We start from the raw sequence: 24,970 nt of genomic DNA on the forward strand, positions 1-24,970 counted from the left end.
TTGAGAAAAAAGCCCTTAAGCCGATGACTTTACTGATGGATGAGTAAAGGATGCAAAGGCTGCGATGCGATGGATTACCGGTTTTACGATAGTTCTGTTGAGTCTGTTTACTCAGGCCGAAGTGCGGTTACCTGTTTATCGTGTAGCGATCATCGATCGCTTTTTCCCTCCGGCCGAAGGTTTTAAAAATGATGAAGAGCGAGTTCTCCATGGTTGGCTGTATGGCATGATGGACTTAGACGACGATGAACGTCGGGAGCCTTTTTATCATGGTGATGTGGTTCGGATGATAGCGTCTCACCCTCAGATTACGTTTATCCAATACCCGATTCTGGATGGGAAAAAGCCCATGTCAGAAATCCTCGTCAACCTTCAGAATATTCTGGCTCGCTTCGAAAAACAGCCCGTTGATGCCGTTCTTCTTTCCTGGGAGTCTTCTACGTTGATCAGCACATTCAAAGCGCCACTTCAGTTGCAGCGGGCAGGAGAGTATAAGAAGAAAGTTAGGGAGATGGGGCAGGCGGATGAAGTCTGGAAAACCACTTACCAGATTATAATGGCTCTGGAGGCACTTACCACTCAGGGTATACAGGTCTATACCATAGCCGGTAATGGCGGGAGAGGAATGATCAATACCTTTTCTCTTGCGGATGATGTAGTCACGGTCGGCTCTGTGGAACCAGAGTTGCAACACTTTGTTGCTAATAATCCCTTTGTTGATACTTACGCCCGGGCTGCCTACGAAGTCATCCGTATTGATGATTCTGAAGGTAAGCCCGTTGGTTATGACCTCAATGGCGACCAGTGTGTAGATATTCCCTTAAATCGACTGACCGGCTATTCACGAAAAATGACAGAGTACCCTAAAAAATTCTGGCGATTGCTGACAGGTTCTTCATTTGCCGCTCCTGCTGCTCTCAAGGCGGCATTGTTTAACAGCCTGCCGCTAAGAGCCTGTCACTGACCTGCAAAACGTCATTCGTTGTCTTTTTTGATGGGGCTATTTTCCCTGCTGACTGACTTTTGGACAGCGGCAAGAATGCCTCTGAGCATATTCAGTTCTTTGGCTTCAGGCCTGGCCCGGTTATACAGACGACGAAGGCGGGTCATTACCAGACCAGGGTGCTGTTTGATAATAAAGTTGATGTTGTTGAGTGTCTCTTCCAGGTGCTCGTAGAAATATTCAAGCTCACGGGCCAGTGGATATTCTTCTGCTTCGTCGCCTGAGAAATCCGGCTGGCTCTTGCGCAATTCTGCCTTGCGAATGTCGTAGCAGAGAATCTGAATGGCAGAAGCCACGTTGAGCACAGGGTATTCAGGGTTAGCATCAATGGAGACATGATAATGACATTTCTCCAGCTCTTGATTGGTGAGTCCCATAGTCTCCTGACCAAAAACCAGTGCCACCGGATTTCGGGCCGCTTCAGCAACCAGCTTGTCGGCACAAACTTCAGCCGTCAGCATGGGGCGGTTAAAGGTATGGTTGCGGGTGCGGGCACTGGTTCCTATTACCATTGAGCAGTCAGCAATTGCTTCATCCAGGGTCTGAAATACTCTGGCAGCCGCCAGAACGTTCTGGGCTCCTGCTGCCATGGATTCGGCATCCGGATCCGGGAATCGTTGCGGGGAGACCAGGCAAAGATTTGAGAGTCCCATGGTTTTCATGGCCCTGGCGGCGGAGCCAATGTTTCCGGGATGAAAGGTATTGATCAGAATAATGCGAATGTTAGACAGCATCGTAACCCGAATTAGCACTGAGAAGAGGGGTTAAAAGCAGGCCATTATACGTTGAGTCGTTTTAACTTACGACCGGTTGGGTGAAACCGGATTGAATTATTGCCATTCCATCTGAAGAGTGACGGTAATTTACTGTTGCCTGACTGTATAACCACCCGAGTTCAGATAGAATAGTCTTCTTTTCCCCCTCAGGTTGTGTCCTCTGCTATGAGTCGTATTACGGAGAAGCAGGCTTATAAATGGTTGATTGGCCAGCTCAGTCCTACCCGGAACTGGTTGCTGGTAGCCATCATACTGGGCTTGATCAATGGTCTGTTGTTTCTGGCTCAGGCTGGGTTGCTGGCGAAAATTATTCATCAGATCGTAATGGAAGGCGCAGTCAGGGAGTCTTTGATCCATGACCTGATTCTGACGGCTATGATTATCCTGCTTCGGGCACTCTGTCATTGGGGCAGGGAGATCACCGGGTTCAGAGCCGGGTTGATCGTCAAGGAGACTATTCGAGGAGCTATTCTCAATAAGCTGAAAGCTCTTGGCCCTCTTGTCATTGCAGAGCAGCCAGCTGGTAGCTGGTCGACCATGGTGGTAGAGCAGGTGGAAGAGTTACAGGACTTTGTTGCCCGTTACATTCCGCAAATGGCTCTGGCAGTTCTGGTTCCGCTGGTCATACTCATCGTGGCCTTTCCAGTGAACTGGACTGCCGGTCTGATTTTCCTGGGAACAGCCCCTTTGATTCCTGTATTTATGGCCTTGGTCGGGATGAAGGCAGCCGAAGCGAATCGACGGAATTTCCGGGCCTTGGACCGACTGGGTGGTTTTTTCCTTGATCGTTTGCAGGGCATGGAAACGCTGAGGTTATTTCAGCGGACCTATCATGAGCACCAGTCGCTGAAATCGGCCAGTGAAGACTTTCGACACAAAACCATGCAGGTACTGCGACTGGCCTTTCTGTCTTCTACGGTGCTGGAGTTTTTTGCTTCTGTTTCCATTGCTATTCTCGCCGTCTATCTGGGAATGAGCTTTCTGGGCTATCTGAATTTTGGCAGTTATGGTGCCGGGGTCACGCTCTATACCGGCTTGTTTCTGCTGTTGCTGGCGCCTGAGTTCTATCAGCCATTGCGTGATCTGGGAACGCACTATCACGCCAAGTCAAAAGCGGTGGGTGCAGCAGAATTGATCCTTGAGCTGCTAGAGCGCAAAGAGTCCGGGATGCATCAGGGCAGCAATTCAATGGCTATGGACGTGCCGGTTTCACTCAGTGCTGATTGTCTGACGGTTCAGGGCAGTGCCTGTGGCAGAGCTTTGCTCAGGGATGTTTCTTTTGATATTGCAGCTGGCGAGCGAGTGGCCATCATTGGCCCCAGCGGGGCAGGTAAGTCGACCCTGGTAAATACCCTCATGGGGTTCTGGAACTACCAGGGTAAAATCAGAGCCGCAGGTGAAGACCTCTCCAGCCTGTCAATGGATGACTGGCGCAAAAGAATTGCCTGGCTGGGCCAACAGCCCCTGATTATTCATGGCACGGTCTATGAAAATGTTTCATTTGGTCGGGATCTGGATGAATCTCAGGTCAATCGGGCTCTGGCAAAGGCTCAGGCTATGGAGATTGTCGAACAGCTACCGGAAGGGCTGAACAGTCTGCTGCAAGAACAGGGAGGCAATCTTTCCGTAGGGCAGGCACAGCGGATAGCTTTGGCAAGAGCTATAGCCGAGCCGGTAAAACTGTTAATTCTCGATGAGCCAACGGCCAGCCTGGATGCCTACAATGAGCGTCTTGTCCTGGATGCTCTGGAAGCCATCGATCCGCAATGCACTGTCATTACTGTCACCCACCGACTCAAGCAGTTAGATTCGATGGACAGAGTGTTGATGTTTGAAAACGGGGAGTTGGTCGCTGATGGTGAACCCGGTGTCCTCAGGCAACAGTCTGCGGTGGTGCAAGCTTTTGTGGCCGGTTTAGCAGGGAGTCTGGATGATGAGTGAGTTGTTGCCTTATTTAAAGCTTTATCGCAGGCACTGGGGGGCACTGTCTGTGGGTATGTTTTTGGCTTTGGCAACCTTGTTGTTCAGTCTTGGGTTGCTGGCACTGTCAGGCTGGTTTATCACGGCAACAGCTTTGGCTGGTCTGACGGTCGTGACCGCTCAGAGATTTGATTTCTTCTCTCCCGGTGCCGGGGTCAGAGGTTTTTCAATCGGTCGTACCGCTGCCCGTTACTTTGAACGTTTGGTGAGTCACGATGCGACCTTCAAACTGTTGGCCTGGTTAAGAAGCTGGTTTTTCGAAAAACTGCTCCCACTTTCTCTGACTCAGTTGAAACGTTATCGTAAGGCTGAATTGCTGAACCGCCTTGTGGCGGACGTTGATGCCCTGGATCAGCTGTATCTGAGACTGTTCAGTCCGGTTATTGCTGCGGTGCTGGTTGTGATTCTGCTTTCTCTTGGGCTGAGCTTTTTTAGCCCTGTTCTGGCTCAGGGGGCGCTGCTGCTGATGGGAGTCTGGTTGATCGTTCTGCCGGTGATGTTCTACCGTCTGGGTTTCAGGAGTGGCCGGGCACAGGGCAAACTTCTGGGGGAGCTGAGACAGAAAGCCCTGGATTATCTGCAGGGCATGGCCGAATCCAGAATTTATGGATCAGAACTCCGGATGAGGGAGCGTATCGATGTTACCGGGCAAAATTTGAGTTATATCCAGAGAAAAATGTCAAGGCTGGAGGGGCTAGGTGGTGCGTTGATGGTGGCTGGGGCTGGTATTTCAGCGGTCATAATGCTCTATCTTGCTGCAGGGGAATACCAGCAAGGCGTTATTTCCGGACCAGTGATGGTTATGTCCGTCTTTGCAGTACTGGCAGGCTTTGAGGCGTTGATGCCTCTGCCGGGTGCTTTCCAGTTTCTCGGTAACACTCAACTGGCCGCTGCGAGGCTGACAGAGATCCTTGAAGAAGAAGCTATTGAGTTTGGTGATCAAACCATTCCGGATGCCTTCAAGGGTCATATCATTTTTCGGGATCTGTGTTTCCAATACCCCGCAGCTGCGGGAATTTCGGCAGCGGGGCCGATGATTCTGGATGGCATCAGTCTTGATGTTCCGGCAGGTCAGCACTTGGCGTTACTGGGTAAAACGGGCTGTGGTAAATCGACACTGATCCGTATCCTGACCCGGCAGCTACCGGGTTTTGAGGGCAGTATCGAGCTGGGCGGCATTGCTATTAATGAATATTCCGAGGCTTCACTTTATCAATTATTAACGGTGATTCCCCAGCAAACCCATGTGTTCAGTACGACGCTGAGGCAAAATCTGAAAATGGCCCGACCCGAAGCGCAAGACAGTGAGCTACTGGAAACTGTCAAAGTGGTAGGCCTGGATCGTCTTGCGGCGGCTGAGGGTGAACAGAACCTGCTGGATCTATGGTTGGGACAGGCTGGGATCGCTCTCTCCGGTGGTGAGCAGCGCAGGCTCGCAATAGCCCGGGCACTCTTGAAAAAGGGTGAAGTGTTGATTATGGATGAAGCCAGTGAAGGTCTGGACCCGGTCAGTGAGGATCATTTGATGAATCTGATTCTGGACGCATACCGGGATAAAACCGTCATTATGATTACTCATAAGAAGGCCATGCTGGAGCGCATGGACCGAGTGATTCGAATGGATGGCGGACGTATTGTCTAGGAGGCTTATATGGTCCACAAATGTTATCGTCATGACGGTTTTTTTGGACGACCTTTCTCGTCCAGTTCGGTATCAAAGTCGACAAGACTGTCATCACTGCCTTGTCGCTCGCTTAGAAATTGAGCGGTCTCCTGTTTTTGACGGTCACTGATCACTTTTTTCAGCAGGTTCTGCTCGGATAGCTGATGACTTTCCGGGTGGGTCGCCAATTCATCCCGGCAGGCTTTCAGGAGTTCGATCTGTTCACTGGGGGTATAGTTGCCAATAAAACTGTCCAGATACATATCGGCTGATTCCTCATCATGATCGAGATTGAGAAGTTTTTCGTTATATTTCTCCTTTCTTTCAATCTCATCCGGGGTATCTGTGGGCAATACGGTTAACAGGCTTTCCCTTTGACCAGCGGCTTCAGAGGGATGCAGCAGCTTAACTGCAATGCTCAGGCGCAGGGACATGCGGGCCGCATGATTGCGATTAAGGCCCAGGCTGGCAAATTGCTCCATCTGCCAGGGGATAAGCTCTGCCTCCAGAAAGTGTTCCGGGAAAGGTTGATCGTTTTCAATGCACCAGAGAGCAAAACTGTACGGGTCTTTTTGCCAGAGTTCCCGGGCGAGGCGGGTGCGCTCAACAAGCTCCTGTTGAGGAATGTTGGCAGGAAAAAAATTCTGGTCAACCAGTCCAGCCCCGGCAACACTTCGAGCCCACCGGCATTCGCGAATTTCCCGTTCATTGATCTTTTTATTACTGAGCCAGCCCCGGCCCCTGAGTATATCGGCCAGCTTAAGACCGAAACCCTTTACTTTTCTGACCACACGCCTTCCGAGCCAGAGAGGCTTATTCGCAGATGTCTGCTGGCTTGTGGGAATGTCCTGAAGAAGGTCCTGGCGAAGTATATTGAGGCAGTTTTCAACGCTGCTGGTCATGATTAAGTCCCTGTAGAGCTGTCCTTATTGTGTTTTGAAAGAAGACACTCTCAGTATAGAAGGCTACCCATGACGGCTTATGACAGCTTGTCATGCAGGTAGTGATCAATTTTATCAGTCATGGGTCACCCTGTGGCGGATCAATTTATTCAAAGTTTAATCGCAGTGGGGAGAACTGATCTGGCAAAATTTCCGGAACCATCGTTGTCTAACACAATATCGATTTTCTGTTCACCCAGTTCACCATGCAGATCAGCGAGAATATTGAGTTTATCTACAATGCCCAGTGTTTGTGAAGTTACCAGCAGATCAATATCGCCGCCTTTCTTACCGCTGTCAGCACGCGAACCAAACAATAGAATCACTGACTTTGCATCGTAACCTTGAATGACCTTTTTGATGATCTGTTGTTCCTGTTCAGTCAATCTCATAATGATTATCCGGATGATTTTCGGGGAAAATCATATCGTTTCACAGGTGCCAGAAAAAGCTCTCGACGGGTCTTGCATTATTTTTGTGTTTACTTGCTGCCTGTAAAAGAGATGTGTTGTTCCAGGGGTATGATAAAGATTCAGGCAACCAGCCACCCGGTATTCACTCAGAATTCCGGGCGCTATGGGTTCACAGTTTTTTTGAAAAGAAAAGACTGTTGGGGTCTTCGTGATAATCTCCAAAAGGTGCGCAGGGCTCGAAACCAAAGCGTTCATAAAGCTCACAGGCCGGTTTGAAGTGATTCATGGAGCCTGTTTCCAGGTACACGGTCTTATATTGTCTTCGTTCTGCCTCACTGAGAATATTTTTTAAGAGGGCGGAAGCTACACCTCTTCTGAGAAAGCCAGATGAGGTTTTCATGGATTTGATTTCGCCTTCAGAGGGCGAGAGGGCTTTTAATGCACCACAACCTGCCAGGTTGCGGTTTATCCAGGCGGACCAGAAGGTTATGTCTTGCGAACGCAACCTCTCAATATCGAGGGCATGAACGCTTTCTGCCGGTGAGTGACTATACATATCATCCAGGTGGTCTTGGAGCAGATGGGCAATTTCCTGACCCTGTAGGTCGTCTAGTTTTATTTCCATAAATTATTCTTTTACTGCTGAATGGTTATTTAATCTGCAAAGCTGATGCTGTGATCCGCTGGCTGCCGGGTGAGCATCACGATCTTGACTAGTTTCGGTGGCTCATCGTGAATGACTCCGGTTCAGAACATAATACTTTACCGTATCCATGTCCTCTTTTACTTTTTCAAGAATTTCCGAAGTGGACCGAAAACCGAGCCTTAAAAGAACCTGTTCGGACTTTATGTTCCTGGTCAGTGCCCTGGCCCGGATCTGGCTGAGTGGTAACTGTTCAAAGGCGTGGTTTAGCAGTGCTTGTCCGGCTTCTGAGCAATACCCTTGCCCCCAGAAGGGTAGACCCAGCCAGTAACCTAATTTAGCCTCGGTATGAGTTGCGTTATTCAATCCGATGGCTCCGATCAGTGTACTTGATGATTTCAATTTGATGGCATACACAAAAGCGCTGTTTGTTTCTCTCAGGCTTTCTTGATCTTTAATCCATTTTTCTGCCAGTCCGTCCGGGTAGGGGTGGGGAATATTTTCGGTCAGTCTGGCTACCTGCTCCTCTCCAGCCAGTGTCTGTACCTGGTCAGCATCCTGCTGAGTGAAGGCTCTGAGGATTAACCGGTCTGTGGCAATTGTTTTTTCCATAATGTCAGACTCTTGTTGTTTCTTCCTGTTTGATATCCTGCCATGGATTTAAACAAAAATCCCTGTTTTGGGGCTTATTGAGATAATGTTAAAGTCACTGACATGGCTTGGCCTTTAACACTTTCATCAAAAGCACTCAACAATATCGTCGATTGAAGAGTGCTTCAGGATCAAAAGGACTTTAAGTACTCAACCATACGAAATCATATTTTCTGACTCATTGTTCAGGCACTCGCGGCAACTGCTCCTGCGTTGCTCTAGCTCCTGCATCCATGCAGTCGTGCTGCGTTGCAACTCTGGTCACATAGCTTGCTATGTTCCCGTCGTTGCGCCTTGCAGAGCACCTGCCCAACAAGCCAGAAATATTCGATTCCGTATGGCAGAGTACTTATAATAAATAACTGATTGATCTATAGAGCTCAGTACTGTGAATGAATGCTCTCTGATCATCTGACAAGGACCTTGTTCCTTTTTTGATTTGTCCTATGAGTGATCTTGACGAGGCTGAAGTTCGATCAAAGCCTTTCTCCAGTCTCTTACTGGCCAGGTTTTTTATGGCATCTATAACCAACCGTCTTATAAAGTGGCTCCGTCATATAGTGAAGGCCTTTATTGCTGTGAAAGGGGTCTTCGCCGCCACCGGCACCACCACTGGCACCCGAGTTTTTACCATTTTTGCTACTTTTTCCATTGCGTCCATGGCTACCACCTTTCTGGCCATTTCCATTTTTCTTGCTTTTGGCGCCAGCTTTTCCGTTACTGCCTCTTGAGTTACCTTTTTTAGTTGCCTGTCGGATTTTGCTGACAGGGGCTGTGAAGTCAGGTCCTCCCATATATAAGCCAGTGCATGCGGGAAGACCTATATCTGAAAAGCCAACACCTGAAACGTCGCCAGTAATCAATGCGCCAAAAAGGGCAAGACCTGAATGGAAACAGCCACTGATGGTGGGTTTGAGTTGAGAGCGATCGATGATGAAACCATTTTCAATAATCACATCGCCCGGCAGTTCCAAAAGAACTTCCTCTTCATAGCCCGGAGCTGCCATTAAGGTGGGTTCTTTCCGTGTTAAGCCATCAGAATAACCATCATTGCTAGCACTGGGAGAATACATTGGATAATATTTGACTGTATGCGAGGTGGGTTCTATGTTGTCGAATGAAATAAATGACACATCTACTTCTTTGTGATTTTGACGGTCGCGGGCTATGGAGCCTCCCGAGTCAGAAACCGGAGATGGTTTCAAAACAATCGGGAGTCTGGCATCTACAAGAGAAACCTTCCTGTTGAGCTCGCTTAATGGAAGAACAGTGATGTTGCATTTATTATCAATCCACTCGCCATAGGCTCCTCCACGACTGGAGGGTGAGTTAGCCAAATTGAAGCGCTCTCCATACTCTTCACACAATGTGTCCTTTGGTAATCCATAGGTGCTCGTCGACAGAGATATCGAAACAGCCAGAAGAAAAGACGGAGTTAAAGTTTTTGAGAAAGAAGGAAATGTTTTATTCAACGAAAACCTCACAGTTTATAGTACAGTTTTATCATTAGTTGTGAAGTATTCAAACTAGTTTAAAAAAAGAAAAACGTTTGAGTTTTTTTTGTAAGCATAAGCAACTGGTTAGGTACTTAATGTATAGGTGTTTTTAACTGCCTTTGTGGGAGTATAAACAGATGGAAGCAGCTTAAGCGGATGTCAGTTTGACTGCTTCACACTAAAAAATACATAAACACTAATGCGTGTCACTCTCATAATTTGAGCCATCTCTATTATTATATCTTGGGAGTGCACAATTACATGCTCCACTACAATCACAGGGATCAAAGAATCTAAGTTCCGCCAAAGAGAGAATCAGGGGAGGTTGGTTGGCTAAAGCATCATAATTATTAATAACAAACGACAGGGTATAATAATTAGAGCTAACCGAAATCGCTAATACCTGAAGGTCATTGGTGAGTGATCTCTTGAGGTGGTATCGCAAGACGGTTCCGTCATCAAAGTATAATGATACAAAATCTGTTGGTTTCAGGGTGTCATCATCTTCACTCTCGTTTTCACTGTCTCGCTCTTGCACAAGAACCTCAGCAGGTCTGGCGGTATTGAATAACCCGGGTATTATAAATTCATGCGTCAGGTAGGTCTCCGAGTTTAGATATCCTGTTATCCATTTTTGTGTTTCCGGATTGCGCAGGAAAAGGTCAAATATATGGATATCATCGTCTATAACTTCTGTGTTTGATGACGAAAGCGTTTCATAATGACTGGTCATAGTTATATGAGCCATAGAGCGACTATCGATCGTGACATGTTCAGGCAAATGGTCTGGTGTTGCTGTTTCCAGCTCTCTCAGTTTTGCTTCCTGCTCCAGAATGTCTTGATTAATTATCTTGCTACTCAAAAAACAGGGAAGACAGAAAATGCAACATAATAATTGGGCAATAGATCCTGTTTTGGTTGTTGTTTGACCTCTTAGTGTGTAACGAGTATGAAAGCTGTGTAGAAGGTCATGGCTGGCATTTCCTAATAAGCCATGAAAAAAATCGGGCACATTAATGGTCGGATCATGCGGGTAAAATTCTATATTGGTGTCAGAGAGCAGATCGTAAATAACAAAATGATCTCCGGAAATACCACTCAAATAGTTAGTGAGGGCATCCCAATAGCCTTCTCTTGTGGCTTCGCTATGACCGGAGTGAGTGGATGATGTGACTTTACCATTGAGTACAAGTTGACCCAGATGCTCCAACTTCCATCTGAAGTGCAAGTCTTCTGCATTTGAATAAGACGATAGCAAGTAAAGAAAGAATAAAATTATTACACTGACGTTTGTTTTCATTGTTAACTACCTGTTGCTCAGAGGTAAAACGATTATGCTTGAGAAATGTGAACGGGTGGAAACAGCTTAACCTGATGTTCATTACAGTTTCGTATTGAGTTTGCCATCCATATCTTGCGATTCCTGGGTGCCCAGCGGCACTATTACTTCTGCATGATTGAGCATGTCCTGGCCATTATCACCTATGGTTTCACGCTGATAATTTGAATTATGGGTATCATTATTTCTTGAAGTTGCACAATTACATGCCCCATGATGATGACAGGCTTGTTGTAATGGTAACTGTATTGGTAGCTCGGTGTAATGTGGCGGAGGCTGGTTTGCTATAACATCATAATTATCAATAACGAGTGTCAGAGTGTAACCAGCAGAACTAATAACAATTGCCAGTACCTCAATTTGATTGTTGGATAACCTGTTAAGGTGATATTGCACTCTAGTACCGGTCAGAAAGTTTAATGATAAAAAATGTGACGCTTGCAAGTTTTCACTGCCTTGCTCTTGCACGAGAACTGTAGCTGGTATAGCAGTTCGGATTAATCCGGGAATTATCAATTCCAATACATGGTTGGTCGTTGAATCCAGATGCCCTATAATCCATCGTTGAGTTTCCGGAGTATTCAGGAAAAGGTCAAATATACGGGTGTTATCATTTATGGCTTCTGTGTTTGACGATAAAAACTGTTGATAATTATTGGTCACAGCTGTATGAGATAGAGAGCGGCTGTCAATAGTTACATGCTCTGGCAAATGTTCTGGTGTGGCTGCTTCCAGCGCTCTTACTTTTTCGTCCAACAAGTCTTGATAATCCCCATTGCCAGCCACAAAAAAACAAGGACAGAATAAACAGAATATAAGTTCAGTAATCATGGATTTCCTGGTTTCAATTTGACCTCTTAGTGTGTAACGAGTGTGGAAGCTATGTTGAAGGTTATGAAGGCCATTTCCTAGCAACTCATAAAAAAAAACGGGTACATTATTTCCAGAGTTCTGCTGATTAAACTCTATATTGATCGAAGAAAGCAGTTCATAAATGAGAATGTAATCCCCGGATAGATCACTAAAACCTTTGGTGGGATCATCCCAGTAACATTCTCTTGTAGGCCCGCTATGACTAGAATGAGTGGATGATGTGGCTGTGCCGTTGAGTACTAATCTACCCAAATGCTCCAACTTCCATTTAAAGTGCAAGGCATCTGAGTTTGAATAAGATGATAACAAGATAAGACAGAATAAAATCATTAATTTGGCGCTTTCTTTCACTGTTAAATACCTGTTTTTTCACTCATATCGAATTTTAGAAATCAGAGGTGAAAGGTAGCACAAAACTTTCATATAACAATTTCATGAAGCTTGTAATAACTATTAGACGTCCTTGTACAACTCTAAAAAAACGTATAGAGTTTTTTGTCAACCTGATATGTGGGTGTTTTTACCTGTCTTCGTGAATGTAGTCGGCTTCGGGTAATCCTATTCTCGACCGCTTCAAGATGATAAAGTCTGAGAAATATACAGGAGAATAAGTAGTTTAATCTGATGTTCACTTCAACTGCTCCAGACCTGAAATTACATGACCAATAATGCTGTCACTCTGATAATCTGAGTCTTCTGTGCCCTGTGATTCATCTGTATCATTTTTTCTTTGGTTGGAACAATTACATGCTCCTCGGCAATGACAGGTGTTTGCTGGTGCTACTTCTGCCTGGTTAGAATACGCAGGAGGCTGGTTGGCTGAAATATCATAGTTATCAATAGCGAATGTCAGGGTGTAAAGATGAGAGCTAACTACAATTGCTAATACCTGTATATCATTATTGGATAATTTCTTAATGTGGTATTGCACTCTGGCTTCGTTAGGAAAATATATTGATACAAAATGTGAGGGTTGCAGGCTTACATTGTTATCTTCACTGGTTTGATGCTGCACAAAAATCATAGCGGGTAAAGCTGTATTGAATAGCCCGGGTATTATCAGTTGTAACATCATTCCGTTTTTAAGATTTAGATGCGCTATTATCCATTTTTGTGTTTCCGGATTATTCAGGAAGAGATCAAATATATGGGTATCATCGTCTATAGCTTCTGTATTTGACAATAAAAACGTATGACGATCATTTGACACAGCTGTTTCAGATAATATTGAGCGGCTATGGATAGTTACATGATCTGGCAAATGGTTTGGTGTTGCTGCTTTCAACTCCTTCACTCTTTCTTGCTGAATTTGCGAATCTTGAGAAACCAGCTCAGCAGGCATGAAGCAGGGAGTGCAGAAAGTGGAATATAACAGTTCAGCAATTGAAGATGTCGTCTTTGGCGATTGACTTCTAAGTGTATAACAAGTCAGGGAGCTATGTTTAAGGCTATTGAAGCCATCTCCTAACAAACTGTAAAAGAACATTGGTATAATATTACAAGATTGAGTCTGATTGAATTCTATAGAGGTAACAGTAGTTACTTCATAGATGCAAAAATCATACCCTGAGCAATCAGTCTTCGATTGAGTAAGGTCTTCATAATTACATTCTGTTAAATCTTCTCTATGACCACAATGATGGGATGATGTGGCTGTACCACTTATCAGCAACCTGTCGTTCAGCTCCAGATTCCAGTTAAAGTGTAAGTCTTTTGAGTTGGAATAAAATGATAGCGAGTAGAGAAAGAATACAATAATTAATCTGACGTCTATATTCATTACTAACTACCTATTTTTTACGAATATCAATTTCCAGACATTTGAAGCTTAGAATAGCTTAAACATTTGATATAACTTTTTTTATGAGTTCTTCTAGCGACCAATAGACGTCTTTGTATAAATGTAAATCTTCGGCGAGCTGCTAGTGGCGATCAGGTAGAAACTGACGTATTGTCTTGAGCGACAGCCTGGTATAAATAAGGGCGAGTATTCACTGATGTGGGGCAGTTTTGAAGCGAATTGACACAAAGATGGCACGATTCGACAAAAGCATCATAACAGAGTCACTGCTGGGACTCTGTTGCTGTTAATTTCGCTCAGTTGGCCAGGTCATTTTACCATCTGAATGACTCTCAGGGGGCTGGGAAGCAGATTGTTGCCAACGTCCACTGCCCAACGGAGACGCTCATTTTCAGCCTCACAGACGAGTATGAGGAAAAAATATACGAGGATTCATAATGTTAATTCTATGAATCCGATTATCTGAATTATCAGTATCATTTGCCCTTGAATGGTCACAATTACATGCGCCGTTACAGTTACAGGTTTTTGGTAATGCCGCATAATGTGGGGGAGGTTGGTTAGCTGTAATATCATAATTATTAACTACGAGTGTGAGGGTATACCCCTCAGCGCTTACCACAATTGCTAGTACCTCAATCTCTATGTCGGAGACTCGATTAAGGTGATATTGTACTTTAATTCCATTGGTAAAATCTAATGATAAAAAATGTGATGGTTGCAGGCTTTCATCATTAGTTTCCCCGTTATTCTCTTGCACAAGAATTGCAGCAGGTGCTGCTGTATTGAATAACTCAGGTATTATCAGTTCTAACCTCTGGTTGGTTTTTGGGTTTAGATTCTCTATTAGCCAATGCTGTGTTTCCGGAGTATTCAGGAAAAGATCAAATATATGAGTCTTAGCGTCTGTAGCTTCTGTGCTTGATGATGAAAGCATCTTATGATGACTGTCCACAGCCCCATGATATAAAGCGCATTTATGAATAGTGATATGCTCTGGAAAATCGGCTGCTATTGCTGCTTCCAATGCTTTGATTCTGGCCAGCTCATTGTCAGATCCATGTGAGACTTTGGCTGAGCATTTCTTGAATCCCAGATAAAAAGGATGACAGAGCACGCAACAAAAGAGTTCAGCAAGGTTACTTGCTTTTGTTGTGTGACCTCTTAGTGTGTATTGAGTATTGAAACTATGGTCAAGACGATCATTGCCATTGCCTAATAAAGTATTAAAAAGCTTTGGCACAGTATAACCTGGATTATTTTGATCAAAATTCACAGTAGTAAAAGAGACTACGTCATAATAAATGGCAAAACTGTCCCCTGAACAAGAAACAGAAGGTGGAGTGGAAATATCCAGCTCTGATGGGTGATCATTCCAACCTGTTAAAGAATTGCTATGACTTACCTGGTTGGTTGTTACTGTTTTACCACTTAGTAGCAAATTATTATGGTGTTCCAGCTTCCAATTGAGGTGTAAATCTTTTGAATGCGAATAAAATGGTAGCAATAATAGTAGAAAAAAAATAATTGATCTGACGTGCATTTTCATTGTCAATCACCTGTTTTTCATTAAAATCAACTTGCCGATGTAGGCAATTAAGGATAGCTCAAGTCATTGGTGAGATATTTTTTGAGGATTTTAATAATGGGTAAACATACAGGTATGTTTGAAAAACTTTGTGCCGGATTATAATGTTTTGGTTGCATGGTTTCGTTAACGATTTCAGTATTTTGTACTTTTATATGAATAAAGGCAGGTAGAGTTGTACTTAATAATTCAGGTATTATTAATTCTAAAGTCAGGGTATGGTTTGTTTAGCGTTCGGTTTGTACATGACTGGGTGGAATTGATAAATTGTAATAAGTACCTGGCCAGTTGGTTTCGCATATTCTGGCGAGTGGATTTTTTCATCCTTCAAGGCGCAACGACGGGCGCGTAGCCATAGCTACGCAACCAGAGTTGTAACGTAGAAGGATGGAAAAAGCCGCCGTCCAGAATATGCGAAACCAACTGGTTAGGTACTTAACAGGAATTCAGCTGTTAAACAACAGTCAGACCGGTTGAGTACTTATGGGTCTGACGGAGGTGAGTGATGATAAGAGTCAGCAGAATTAACCATGTGGGCATTCGGGTAAGCGATTTGCAGACGACCAGGAGCTTTTATCAGCAGCTCGGTTTCCAGTTTCTGGCAGGGCCTGTGGGGCCAGAGCCGGTTGCCATTATGGAGCACCCCTGTGGCGTCAACCTGAACTTCATCCTGAACGCAACGGTTCAGCCGCAAGAGAATATCCTGATGGATATTGACCAAAAGCACCCGGGCTATACCCATATGGCGCTTGAAGTGGATGATATCCATGAGGTTCAGAAGCAGCTGCAGGCGTTTGGAATCACTATCACAGAAGGTCCTGTTACTACAAACAATGGCTCAATACTGCTTTTTATCCGTGATCCTGATAGCAATGTAATTGAGTTCCATCAGCCAGCGGGTAAAGGATGAATGAGTTTTTCTTTGTCTTTTAACCTTGCTGGACTAACTACGAGAAAAAAATCAGGAAAACAAACCGTTCTCTGGCTTCTATTGCCGAAGCGCTCGGACTGATCGCTTGTGTAAAGTGTTCCCCTGTCGTGGATTAGTATCCTCTACGACAGCGGGGGCTGTGGTTGTATGTCACCGGTGATAAGCGATTCTGAAAAGATTCAGGCGCGGTGATCTGGTCAGGCTCGCCGTATTTTTAGAACTATATGACCAAGTCTTTTCGGAAAATTGCCGAAACCATTATGGGTTGAGCGGGCACCCTCTCTAAGTCGAAAATAATCTAAGTAAAGACCACCTGTTATCAAGTGGCTTAACTACTTTTAGTGGTTTGTTATGAACAGGTCTGGTTATGAAAAAGCAGGTTATAAAAAAATATTGCAACCTGAAAGTCTTGTGGAGTTTTATCACTGTGTTGGCAATCCTGCTGATGCCCACGACTTCATTAGCAGGATATTACCTGCTTCACCTTAAAGGCACCAAGTCATACGTCAGACTATTGCTATCAGTCGAGCCCGATACAGAAACCGATGGATCATCGCAAGTGCAGGGGCCACAAGAGCCATCCTCCGGGTTGTTATCCAGAGCAAATCGGGAATCCGGAACCATTGATGACTTGCCTCCCTGGGAATCTGGCAGGACTGATAGCGCATCAGTCCCTCAGGAAGAGTGTGGAGCCGTTGGTGGCTTACCGGCTTACCCGGCAATTGGAACAGCTGCTTTGCCAGTTATAACGACATTAATAGATTATATTAATGACTGGACTCGTTCCCTGACAACCGGAAGTACTACTGTTTTGGCTTGGTTGACAAGTTTTAATACAGCAACAGACATAGAAACAGCAACAGAAATAGAACATTTACCGGCTCATGAAATACCTGAAAGCGAGCTGCGTAATTACGTTATGACGCTTATCAATCTGATGGAGGAGCCGATCCTAATCTATGCCAATCAGCCTTCCGTGAGCTCTGGCAGCTGTACATGTGATTCGCTCACAAACCTAAGCGGGTGGCGTCGAAAGTTTGCAATTTTTTTGAGGACTCTTTCAACAGCGGCACGCACTGCTGGCAACCTTGGTACAGGGGTACCTGGCATGGAATTCGGATGGTTAGTAGCAGAAAGTTTATCTACTTTTGGCTCTATCTCTTTTTTTAGCCATAGCCAGTTTCCAAATCATTTTCAGGTGAGCTTCACATTCAGCAGGAACGGCTTGACGATCACTCAGGAAATCGACGCTTTGCAGCAAATAGCGCAGTTACTGAAGTGCTCGGGTGGCTACAATTTAAGAGCCTTTGAACGACAGGTTGAAAGACAGATACTGACGTTTAATGTCCAGGTATCGGATTGCGTGGATGCCGATCAGCTAAGAAGATTGCTCGAAACCAGCAATCAACAGTTAGCTAATCCGTTTAGTATAAAAGTCTCCCCTAACGGGTCCTGATGACAGCCTGTAGAAACTGTAACAGGCCGGTACTATCTGCGAGCGATTCAGACCATGGATGGTCTGTCGGTATTGAGCCCCCTTTATATTCCTCAACATGAATTGTTAACCCGTATTCATGCTCTTCACGTAAATCTTTTTGTTGCTTATCAATCAGCTCCGGTGATGGCCAGGTACTTATGATAATGACCAAATTAACTACTTCATTGTAACGGTTGAACTTTATAGAAATATTACTGTCCAATCGGGATGAATGATTTTCTTTTCCAACTTTTTGGCACCATGATCACTGAAAACCACAGATATTAGCCATTAAGTCATGGACAAACATTAGACGTTATATTGGAGATCTTGATGCTAAATCCTCAATTTGGCAGTCCTGATTATCAAAGCCCGACCACTCAACCCTCTCAAAATAACGGGGCCAAAAGCCCATCCAAGAGATATTTAAAGGATACTGATCCCCATGACACTCTGACCGAGACAACACCATTAGCCAAGCGCATCTGCCGTAAACCTTTTCCTGTTTCTTCTGACCATTCTCTCCCCGACCGGCAACAGCTCGGGGGCAAGGGTATGTTTTTACAGCGTATGCAGGAAGCAGGGCTGACAGTCCCACCCTTCAGATGTGTTGCAGCCTCTTTGACGAATGCTCTTGAACAACAGCCACTGGATAACCGTCGTTTAGCCCCGTACCTTCCTGAAATAGTGGCTGAATTGGGGGCAGAAACCAGCCTGGTGGATATCAGGAAGCACCTCACTGGCTGGCTGGATTCAGAGCCTACCAGATGGGTTGACTGGCTGACAGGGCTGGCAAAATTTGTTGCCAGTCATGACTTTTACGAGCAGGTAAAAGATTCAGAAACGGCTCAACAAATCAGGGATCTGCGCTTTGAACTGGGCGGGCCATCCCTATCGCAGCCTGTTATTGTCCGCAGCTCTGGTATCAATGAAGACAACTACGGCGATGTCCAGGCGGGCAAATACCTTTCTGAAATTCAGGGAGAAGATGATGTATTGCGCACCTGTCTTAAGGTTATGGCTTCAGGTTACAGGCCTGGAGTCTGTCATGGGGGTATACCGGAACCTATGGCACTGATCATCCAACAGTGTATTGTCTGCCAATGTGGCGGTGTAGCCATGAGCTTTCAATCACTCCAGGATAATACCATCAGGGTTGAGTACTCATCCGGTCAGCCCAGAGGCGCAGTGGCTGGCAAGTCCGTTAACATGCCTCACCGCATCAATATTGAACGAAGGGGAGGGGCTGACCAGGTGACTTACTTTCCCGGGACGGTCTCAAGTCACTTTATCTTGCAAAGGAATAGCGATAACGACGGCTATTCGGAAACAGAGATTCATAATATCGTTGGCAAACCAGACAGTGTTGGGGAACGACTCAGTGATGACCTGGTTTCAGAACTCAGGCAGGCAGTGGCAATACTTGAAGACCTGTTGCTCTGTCCTGTGGATGTGGAGTTTGGCATCGATCAACAGGGTCGTCTGTTCCTGTTGCAGGTGCGCCCAATTACCCGACTTTCCGGGGGCATGGATTTTGCCATGGCCGAACCCGAAGAAACCCTTGCCAGTGGCGAGGGCATCAGCGAAGGCTATTGCACCGGACCACTCTGGCTGGCCAAAAAACAAAAGGCAGACTCTATGCCAGACGGCGCCATTGTCGTGGCACGACACGCTGAAGACTGGATGCTTGAGCCTGATTGCCTGAAGCGGATTGCGGGTTTTGTCTTTGTTATTGGAGGATTCAATGATCATGTTGCGATCCTCCTGAGACAGAAAAAAATACCTTTAATGCTGGCCGGTGACCAGTGCCTGACATTGACGGGCCAGGATGAACAACAAGCCACGCTGGTCTGCGCCCGCTTTGACGGTATGCCCCGCGCGTTTATTGTTAACGGTGACCTTACTGGAAAACTGGTCAGTCACAGAACCCAATCCTTTGGATTCTCTGATGTGTCATCAGTAAGAATCGGCAAGTCAGCGGATGATTTATCTCCCCCTGAAGGGACCTTCCGTGAAGTTGCCAGCGGGTTTCAATGGCTTGTGGATCAAAATGCCCGCCTGTTGGCATTCTTTGCCCCCGGCGGCGGACTGGATTGTCTTGCAGATCCAATAAAACTAAGCATGTCTCCAGAACGCTTAAAGATAATGTCAGAGACAGAGGATGACGTAACCCTGCTGCTTCAGGGAGCTGAAGCACTGTTGGGAGGTTACCGGGCATTCCTGTTACTGGCGGGTGAGCACCTTTCACCCCAGCTCGAGTCATTGCACGATGAATTACCACAACTGATTAACCGTTTCGGGACGCTGAAAGAGACCATCGGATCAGCGTTAAAGCGTATCATTCTTCCCCTGCAGGCGGGTGAAGCACTGAAACTGTGTCCGGACATGTTTCGTCAGTGGATGGCCACCTGCCATCATCTGCAATCTTCTCTCCAGGCACTCCATCCCTTGGAGGCTGAACAGGTTCAGAGTGTCCATGACCTGATTTTTGCCCTGCATCAGCGCTTTGTAAAAGCGTTGGCAATGGTCTCTCTGGCTTCTGGTCAGGGCAAAGTCTCTACTGAACAGGAAGTCACCTATGTTGATTGCTCACCCCCGGGCGATAAAACGGCGCTATTGAATCAGACCTGCAAAGCAGCCATCGAAAAAATGCGGATTAATGCAACTGTCGTCAATATGGTTGATGCCGTGATTGTTAACCTGAATTTTGGCAATCATGTGGGTATCATTGAGTTACTTGAACAGGCAGAGGGTGGAAAAAAACGAACCTTGCGGCTGACATTCTCTGACCAGTTTTATAGTCCTGATGGCAGTGATCAACCCTTCAGGTTGAAGCGTATGTGGTTTCTGGTGCAGTTATTACAAGCGATCGAGCTGGATAAAAATGCTGATGGCATGAAGCTAAGTAGCAATGCCGTAGCGGGAGAAATTATCGTCGAATGCCCCCGAATGAAAACCACTGAAACTATGCAGGATGCCTTTGAGAAATTGATCGCAGTGTTAGATGATGCTCTTGATGAGGTGGAAGTTCACTTGAGGCACAATACGACCATTTTTGGTGGAGATCAGTGGAACTTTAACTTTCTTGCACAACGCCTTAATAGCGATTCTTTTGCAGAAGCTGATAGATTTGCCTTCCAGCATTGCCTTTTTTCAATGTTCTATTTCAGATTTTTCCACAGCGCTCCCGATTGGTGCCAGTTATTAAGCAGCCACCACAAGCAGTTTATGGATGACAGTCTACGGTTGGCAGAATCAAAGGAGAATCCTCAGGAAATGTTAATAAATGAAGGGATCGGTGAGGACAACTGCAAGAAATTTTTATTTCATCTCCTACTCGTTGGTTCCCGAAAAGCTACCCCATTATTTGAGCATTTTTATAGCCATCTGAGAAATGAATACTTTGTTATCAAGCCACCTCATACTTACAATCTGGAGTTTATTGTTTCACCGGGTCAATCGCTTCAGGATCACAAAGAAAAGGTCAGGAACATCCTGCTGGAATATGGGCTGACCTATGCCAGCCAACGGGTTCGAAGTGATAAAGATTTTGTATTACTCACCATTAAAGAACATCCGGGCGACCTGGAATATGCCAGCCCGGAACTTCGGGACAATGATGAGGTTGTAATGACCGCTATCGCAAAGTCCCCAATGGCTCTGAATGATGCAAGTGAAAGAATCCGAAGCGATAAGCACCTTATTCAAAGAGTTATTGCCGACGACATTAGTTTCTTATCATATGCCAGTAAAGAGATATTGAATGATCGCAAGTATTTGCTGAAATTAATTAAAAAGCATCCTCGTGCTTTCATTTATGCGGATGATGAGCTTAAAAATGATACAGTCTTTGTCAGGTCAGCAATTGAAAAAAACAGTAAAGTTCTTGAATTTATTTAGAAAGCGGCGCATAAGTCCTAGTTCACTATACTGTCATCACGTAAAACACATCTGAGCTTTATAATGCGTTGATAACTTTGAGCGACCGTTGGAAATCGTTGTTATTATTTATCATGTCTGCCTTGCCTGGTTCTTACTGCAAACCAGCGTGGCAGGAATCTTAAAACTCTTCCGTTTATTCAACCGGTCAATAGAGACAATAAAGTGCAATCTGAATCGAACATTAACAATCGGCCCTGGAGAGAAACTGCAGGACTATTTAAGCATCTTTGTATGCTGCGACTTTTCACTGCATTACTATTAGTAACTTTATCGCTGTCTGTGCCAAAGGTTAACGCCAGTTGTCCTGACTGCCAACATTTGTCAAACCTCGGGGCAGTGGGTGGCGTTTGCGCCAGATGTTTAGAAACAAGTTCTAACATGTCAAGTCAGGGTTTGCGTGGGTTCTGCGAAGTGCTGGTAGAGCTATTGAATGATAAAACAGACGACGATAGCATAATGAACGCAAATATACTGAGCGTTGCGAATAACTGTTTAACAGGTCAGCCAGTCATGCTGAATGAGAGGTTGAGCAATGAAATACAAACATTCAGAGAAAGATCTGAATTCATGCAGCGACATATTCACCGAAACCTTCCCGGGGGAGATAGTGAAGGCTATGCCAGCTTGTTCAGTCCGGAAGATCTGACAGTTTTTTTTGCCCTTATGGAGGCAGGTGAGATCACTGATGTTGATTTAGATCGGCTTGAGAAAACCTTCTTTATCAGAATTGGCTGGCTGTCCATTGAAATAAAAGCTGACCTGGCGAGCTATGACTGGAAGCAACTGAGGAATGAAAGGCGTTTTTTTGCTTATCTCTATTACATTATGCTGCGACAACAGCAGGCCCGTCAGGAAGAGGACAATAGTCTGGTCAAACGATTGCATGGCTATTTACTGGATTATGATAGGGGAGATGAGAAAAGTATTGACAATCTTTTTGTTCCTGAGCACATGACATTTGGCTCTTATATTGAGTCCTGTGTTGTGCCATCCTCGGTGCTTGACATGACAGGTTCATGGAAATGGAAGTGGCTTACTCAATATCTCAATCCGCAGGGTTGGACTATGATGTATCTGCAACCGCAGGATTGGATTTTAAGATTCCTGCAAGAGGGACGATGGAACTTTCTGGGACGTTTTTATATATCAGATGGAACCTCGACCTATCAATTACCAGAACCTCACTCTGACATCTGGATTTTGCTTGCTTTAAATGATGATCAAACGGTCACTTTGTTCACTAATTATGGAATGGGCATGATGATAGTCAACGAGAGTGACCTCGGATTGCTGTTGGAAGGAATGCAAAGCACTTTGGGTCATACAGACAATTTAAACTCTGAACCACCCGTATCGGATGAGCAGCTTCAGTGGCTTCTGCCTGATGATCATTTTGGGATTGATTCTCCTGAACAATTTAAATAACACTCTATTACATGACCCGCATCGTGTCTCTGGAGGGCCTTTTTATCTAATCGACCTGGCAAACATCAGCAGTCTGACTGAAAAGATATGTAAGTACTCAGCCATATGGAATCGAATATTTCTGGCTTATTGGGCAGGTGCTCTGCAAGGCGCAACGACGGGAACATAGCAAGCTATGTGACCAGAGTTGCAACGCAGTCAGAGTGCCTGAACAATAAGTCAGAAAATATGATTTCGTATGGTTGAGTACTTAGATTACCGTTCTCTGGCATGTATGATTACACGTCTCAGGCCATTGTTGCAGGCTATAGCCATTGCTGTTGCAGCAACAAAGACTAATCCGTTCACAATAAAAGTCACTAAAACTGCAGAGGCTTCCGACTCTTTAGTCGGTACATTCGGACAGCTTTCACATTGGCACGGGGAGTGCCGCCCAAAGAATTTTTCATTCGTGTCATCAAAAGAACTGAAATTTACAAAATTATAGAGCCTGGTTTTTAGAGGTCGGTCTAATAAGCGAGGGTCAGAGATGTTATGAACATACATTTCAATCTCTGATATATTGCCAATAGGTGAGTCAAGTCGATTACGCACTTCATCTATGACATTAACGAAAAGGACATTGGGTAATACTATTCCATCAACCAGACAGCCTCCAAATGCACTGGCCGCATGCCTTCCTGTTTTGCTGCAAATGGGGCACTGACACTGGAGTGAGTTGTCTGAAAAGCTAATGAACTCGCCTTTAGTCTTAAATGAGTGCACAGATTTGTTGGCTGATAAAGCAAATTCTCTCACCGTATTGGCGCTGGTCAATAGCGGAAAACCATTTTTAGGATCAAAAATTAATACGCCCTGTTGGTACATATCCCTTATTAACCTTTCAGTGTTGATAATGACAAAAACACGGCAGCCTGTGAAGTTATAAGAAGGTTGTTCTATATAGTCAGTAAAAGTGTTTTCCAGTGGCTTTGTGTAGAGCGGTGAAAATATTGAAACAAATAATGCCCCTGCAGGGCTGAATCGAGTGAAAGTCGGATAGTAACTTCGGATCATTAACCAGACTCTCCTGATCCAATGTGGAATTTCTTCGTTTAGTTCATCAAGATCATCCAGGTGTTTTACTATTTTTCCTATCTCTTCATGAATAGTTCTGGCTCTTTCAGAGTTCATCTGAACAGCCGAAGTTGTAAAGTAGATTGGAGTTCCATCAGGATTTGCGCTAAAGACAGTGGATTGCCTGAAAGTTTCTAAGGCATTTTTTATTGCTATAGGGGGAGCCTGTGTGGGTAGCTCGCTTTCACTGATGGCCACACGACTTTTATTGAGGCTAATGGCGCCTAAAACAGTTAAAGACGAAGAGGTTGATGTTGCGGCAAGTGTATTGGTTATAACAATTTCGGTATAGCCCGTATAAATTTCAGCGTCATCAGAGCCTGGTTGTTCGCCCGGTGTGTTGATTGGAACAGCCACCATCGGAACAGGCATGACCTGGCTCACAGCTTTTGAAATCGTAGATGCTTTGTTCTTTTTTTTTGAGATGCACAGGAAATACTGATAGGGACTGTCCTCCTTCAGTTTGGTGCCTTCTTTATCGCAATACTCCGTCAGGCTACGAGAATATTTAAACTCCCAGGCAGAAAAAGCGGCAGGCACAAAAAAAAAGACAGCAGGACACAGAGAAGTATTTTTCTGCTTTTTATTCTCCGGAATTGAGGTAAATAAAAAATTGGAGTCATGATAAAAATAACCTACTGAAGTACTACTTAAGTATAAATGTGAACAATAGGCGTCATTGGTAAGTATTTCTAATCTCTGCTCTCTGTTAAAGCATATCTCTGCTCCAGAAGCTTTTGTTCATGGAGTCTGGAGTTACCATTCGGAGTTTATCGTACAGCTTCAGTCAAGGGGCCTGGTAAAAGAATTGTCGAAATACTCTCTGCTCTGGGAGTCATGACTTAATCATGGTCACAGAATTGTGGCATGCAGTGCAAAGATTTGTCAGTCAGACGCCAAAAAAGGCTCGAT

General features: G+C 45.0%; 18 protein-coding genes. 7 read left to right on the plus strand and 11 right to left on the minus strand.

From position 1 onward, the window contains the following. The first annotated feature begins 64 nt into the window (after positions 1 to 64). On the plus strand, positions 65 to 964 hold the full coding sequence (locus ACO6VG_RS17970; protein ID WP_422133572.1) for a hypothetical protein: 900 nt from the start codon (positions 65 to 67) through the stop codon (positions 962 to 964). An 11-nt stretch (positions 965 to 975) separates the two neighbouring features. Here the strand turns inward: ACO6VG_RS17970 and trmJ are convergent, their stop codons facing one another. Then, positions 976 to 1,737, minus strand: a complete 762-nt coding sequence (gene trmJ, locus ACO6VG_RS17975; RefSeq protein WP_422133573.1) for a tRNA (cytosine(32)/uridine(32)-2'-O)-methyltransferase TrmJ — start codon at positions 1,735 to 1,737, stop codon at positions 976 to 978. Positions 1,738 to 1,944: 207 nt separating this feature from the next. Between trmJ and cydD the strand changes: the two genes are divergently transcribed. Both cydD and cydC read left to right on the plus strand, forming a co-directional pair. Beyond that, entirely contained in the window at positions 1,945 to 3,720 is a 1,776-nt protein-coding gene (cydD, locus tag ACO6VG_RS17980) for a heme ABC transporter permease/ATP-binding protein CydD (RefSeq protein WP_422475012.1), read from the plus strand. Then, positions 3,713 to 5,401 (plus strand): heme ABC transporter ATP-binding protein/permease CydC, encoded by a 1,689-nt coding sequence (gene cydC, locus ACO6VG_RS17985; protein ID WP_422475014.1) that lies wholly within the window; start codon positions 3,713 to 3,715, stop codon positions 5,399 to 5,401. Before cydD ends, cydC begins: the two co-directional genes overlap by 8 nt. Before the next feature lie 29 nt (positions 5,402 to 5,430). Here the strand turns inward: cydC and ACO6VG_RS17990 are convergent, their stop codons facing one another. From ACO6VG_RS17990 to ACO6VG_RS18030, 9 genes are all read right to left on the minus strand, one after another. Further along, a complete protein-coding gene (locus tag ACO6VG_RS17990) occupies positions 5,431 to 6,324 on the minus strand; it encodes a hypothetical protein (protein WP_422475016.1) in 894 nt (297 codons plus the stop codon). A gap of 149 nt (positions 6,325 to 6,473) precedes the next feature. Beyond that, positions 6,474 to 6,755, minus strand: a complete 282-nt coding sequence (locus tag ACO6VG_RS17995) for a nucleotidyltransferase domain-containing protein (protein ID WP_422411772.1) — start codon at positions 6,753 to 6,755, stop codon at positions 6,474 to 6,476. 190 nt (positions 6,756 to 6,945) lie between these two features. Further along, positions 6,946 to 7,401, minus strand: coding sequence for a GNAT family N-acetyltransferase (locus tag ACO6VG_RS18000; protein WP_422133578.1), 456 nt, complete (start codon positions 7,399 to 7,401; stop codon positions 6,946 to 6,948). A gap of 102 nt (positions 7,402 to 7,503) precedes the next feature. Next, complete coding sequence (locus ACO6VG_RS18005; protein ID WP_422133579.1) at positions 7,504 to 8,031, minus strand: GNAT family N-acetyltransferase; 528 nt, start codon at positions 8,029 to 8,031, stop codon at positions 7,504 to 7,506. 536 nt (positions 8,032 to 8,567) lie between these two features. Then, positions 8,568 to 9,542: a hypothetical protein gene (locus tag ACO6VG_RS18010; protein ID WP_422475018.1), complete on the minus strand. Its 975-nt coding sequence runs from the start codon at positions 9,540 to 9,542 to the stop codon at positions 8,568 to 8,570. 220 nt (positions 9,543 to 9,762) lie between these two features. Further along, complete coding sequence (locus tag ACO6VG_RS18015; protein WP_422475020.1) at positions 9,763 to 10,866, minus strand: hypothetical protein; 1,104 nt, start codon at positions 10,864 to 10,866, stop codon at positions 9,763 to 9,765. An 81-nt stretch (positions 10,867 to 10,947) separates the two neighbouring features. Next, complete coding sequence (locus ACO6VG_RS18020; protein WP_422133583.1) at positions 10,948 to 12,129, minus strand: hypothetical protein; 1,182 nt, start codon at positions 12,127 to 12,129, stop codon at positions 10,948 to 10,950. Positions 12,130 to 12,406: 277 nt separating this feature from the next. After that, positions 12,407 to 13,558: a hypothetical protein gene (locus ACO6VG_RS18025; RefSeq protein WP_422475022.1), complete on the minus strand. Its 1,152-nt coding sequence runs from the start codon at positions 13,556 to 13,558 to the stop codon at positions 12,407 to 12,409. Positions 13,559 to 13,976: 418 nt separating this feature from the next. After that, entirely contained in the window at positions 13,977 to 15,128 is a 1,152-nt protein-coding gene (locus ACO6VG_RS18030) for a hypothetical protein (RefSeq protein ID WP_422133585.1), read from the minus strand. 544 nt (positions 15,129 to 15,672) lie between these two features. Here ACO6VG_RS18030 and ACO6VG_RS18035 point away from each other — a divergent pair. The 4 genes from ACO6VG_RS18035 to ACO6VG_RS18050 all read left to right on the plus strand — a co-directional run bounded on the left by ACO6VG_RS18035 (position 15,673) and on the right by ACO6VG_RS18050 (position 22,942). Further along, complete coding sequence (locus ACO6VG_RS18035; RefSeq protein WP_422133587.1) at positions 15,673 to 16,077, plus strand: VOC family protein; 405 nt, start codon at positions 15,673 to 15,675, stop codon at positions 16,075 to 16,077. 388 nt (positions 16,078 to 16,465) lie between these two features. After that, entirely contained in the window at positions 16,466 to 17,554 is a 1,089-nt protein-coding gene (locus ACO6VG_RS18040; protein ID WP_422475024.1) for a hypothetical protein, read from the plus strand. 354 nt (positions 17,555 to 17,908) lie between these two features. Continuing rightward, on the plus strand, positions 17,909 to 21,475 hold the full coding sequence (locus ACO6VG_RS18045; protein ID WP_422475026.1) for a DUF4116 domain-containing protein: 3,567 nt from the start codon (positions 17,909 to 17,911) through the stop codon (positions 21,473 to 21,475). Between the two features lie 420 nt (positions 21,476 to 21,895). Continuing rightward, positions 21,896 to 22,942 (plus strand): hypothetical protein, encoded by a 1,047-nt coding sequence (locus tag ACO6VG_RS18050; protein ID WP_422137877.1) that lies wholly within the window; start codon positions 21,896 to 21,898, stop codon positions 22,940 to 22,942. Between the two features lie 255 nt (positions 22,943 to 23,197). On the opposite strand, the gene ACO6VG_RS18055 is transcribed toward ACO6VG_RS18050, so the two are convergent. Further along, entirely contained in the window at positions 23,198 to 24,598 is a 1,401-nt protein-coding gene (locus ACO6VG_RS18055; protein WP_422475028.1) for a hypothetical protein, read from the minus strand. Positions 24,599 to 24,970 lie beyond the last annotated feature (372 nt).

The sequence above is a fragment of the Endozoicomonas sp. ALB032 genome, assembly GCF_049310125.1.
Lineage (GTDB): Bacteria > Pseudomonadota > Gammaproteobacteria > Pseudomonadales > Endozoicomonadaceae > Endozoicomonas_A.

Excerpts from the sequence above, each read along its gene's own strand:
- ACO6VG_RS18040 (WP_422475024.1), top strand. The coding sequence starts at position 16,466 with ATGAAAAAGCAGGTTATAAAAAAATATTGCAACCTGAAAGTCTTGTGG.
- ACO6VG_RS18015 (WP_422475020.1), bottom strand. The coding sequence starts at position 10,866 with ATGAAAACAAACGTCAGTGTAATAATTTTATTCTTTCTTTACTTGCTA.
- ACO6VG_RS18000 (WP_422133578.1), bottom strand. The coding sequence starts at position 7,401 with ATGGAAATAAAACTAGACGACCTACAGGGTCAGGAAATTGCCCATCTG.
- ACO6VG_RS17990 (WP_422475016.1), bottom strand. The coding sequence starts at position 6,324 with ATGACCAGCAGCGTTGAAAACTGCCTCAATATACTTCGCCAGGACCTT.
- ACO6VG_RS18035 (WP_422133587.1), top strand. The coding sequence starts at position 15,673 with ATGATAAGAGTCAGCAGAATTAACCATGTGGGCATTCGGGTAAGCGAT.
- cydD (WP_422475012.1), top strand. The coding sequence starts at position 1,945 with ATGAGTCGTATTACGGAGAAGCAGGCTTATAAATGGTTGATTGGCCAG.
- ACO6VG_RS18005 (WP_422133579.1), bottom strand. The coding sequence starts at position 8,031 with ATGGAAAAAACAATTGCCACAGACCGGTTAATCCTCAGAGCCTTCACT.
- trmJ (WP_422133573.1), bottom strand. The coding sequence starts at position 1,737 with ATGCTGTCTAACATTCGCATTATTCTGATCAATACCTTTCATCCCGGA.
- ACO6VG_RS18025 (WP_422475022.1), bottom strand. The coding sequence starts at position 13,558 with ATGAATATAGACGTCAGATTAATTATTGTATTCTTTCTCTACTCGCTA.
- ACO6VG_RS17995 (WP_422411772.1), bottom strand. The coding sequence starts at position 6,755 with ATGAGATTGACTGAACAGGAACAACAGATCATCAAAAAGGTCATTCAA.
- ACO6VG_RS18030 (WP_422133585.1), bottom strand. The coding sequence starts at position 15,128 with ATGAAAATGCACGTCAGATCAATTATTTTTTTTCTACTATTATTGCTA.
- cydC (WP_422475014.1), top strand. The coding sequence starts at position 3,713 with ATGAGTGAGTTGTTGCCTTATTTAAAGCTTTATCGCAGGCACTGGGGG.
- ACO6VG_RS18045 (WP_422475026.1), top strand. The coding sequence starts at position 17,909 with ATGCTAAATCCTCAATTTGGCAGTCCTGATTATCAAAGCCCGACCACT.
- ACO6VG_RS17970 (WP_422133572.1), top strand. The coding sequence starts at position 65 with ATGCGATGGATTACCGGTTTTACGATAGTTCTGTTGAGTCTGTTTACT.
- ACO6VG_RS18050 (WP_422137877.1), top strand. The coding sequence starts at position 21,896 with ATGTCAAGTCAGGGTTTGCGTGGGTTCTGCGAAGTGCTGGTAGAGCTA.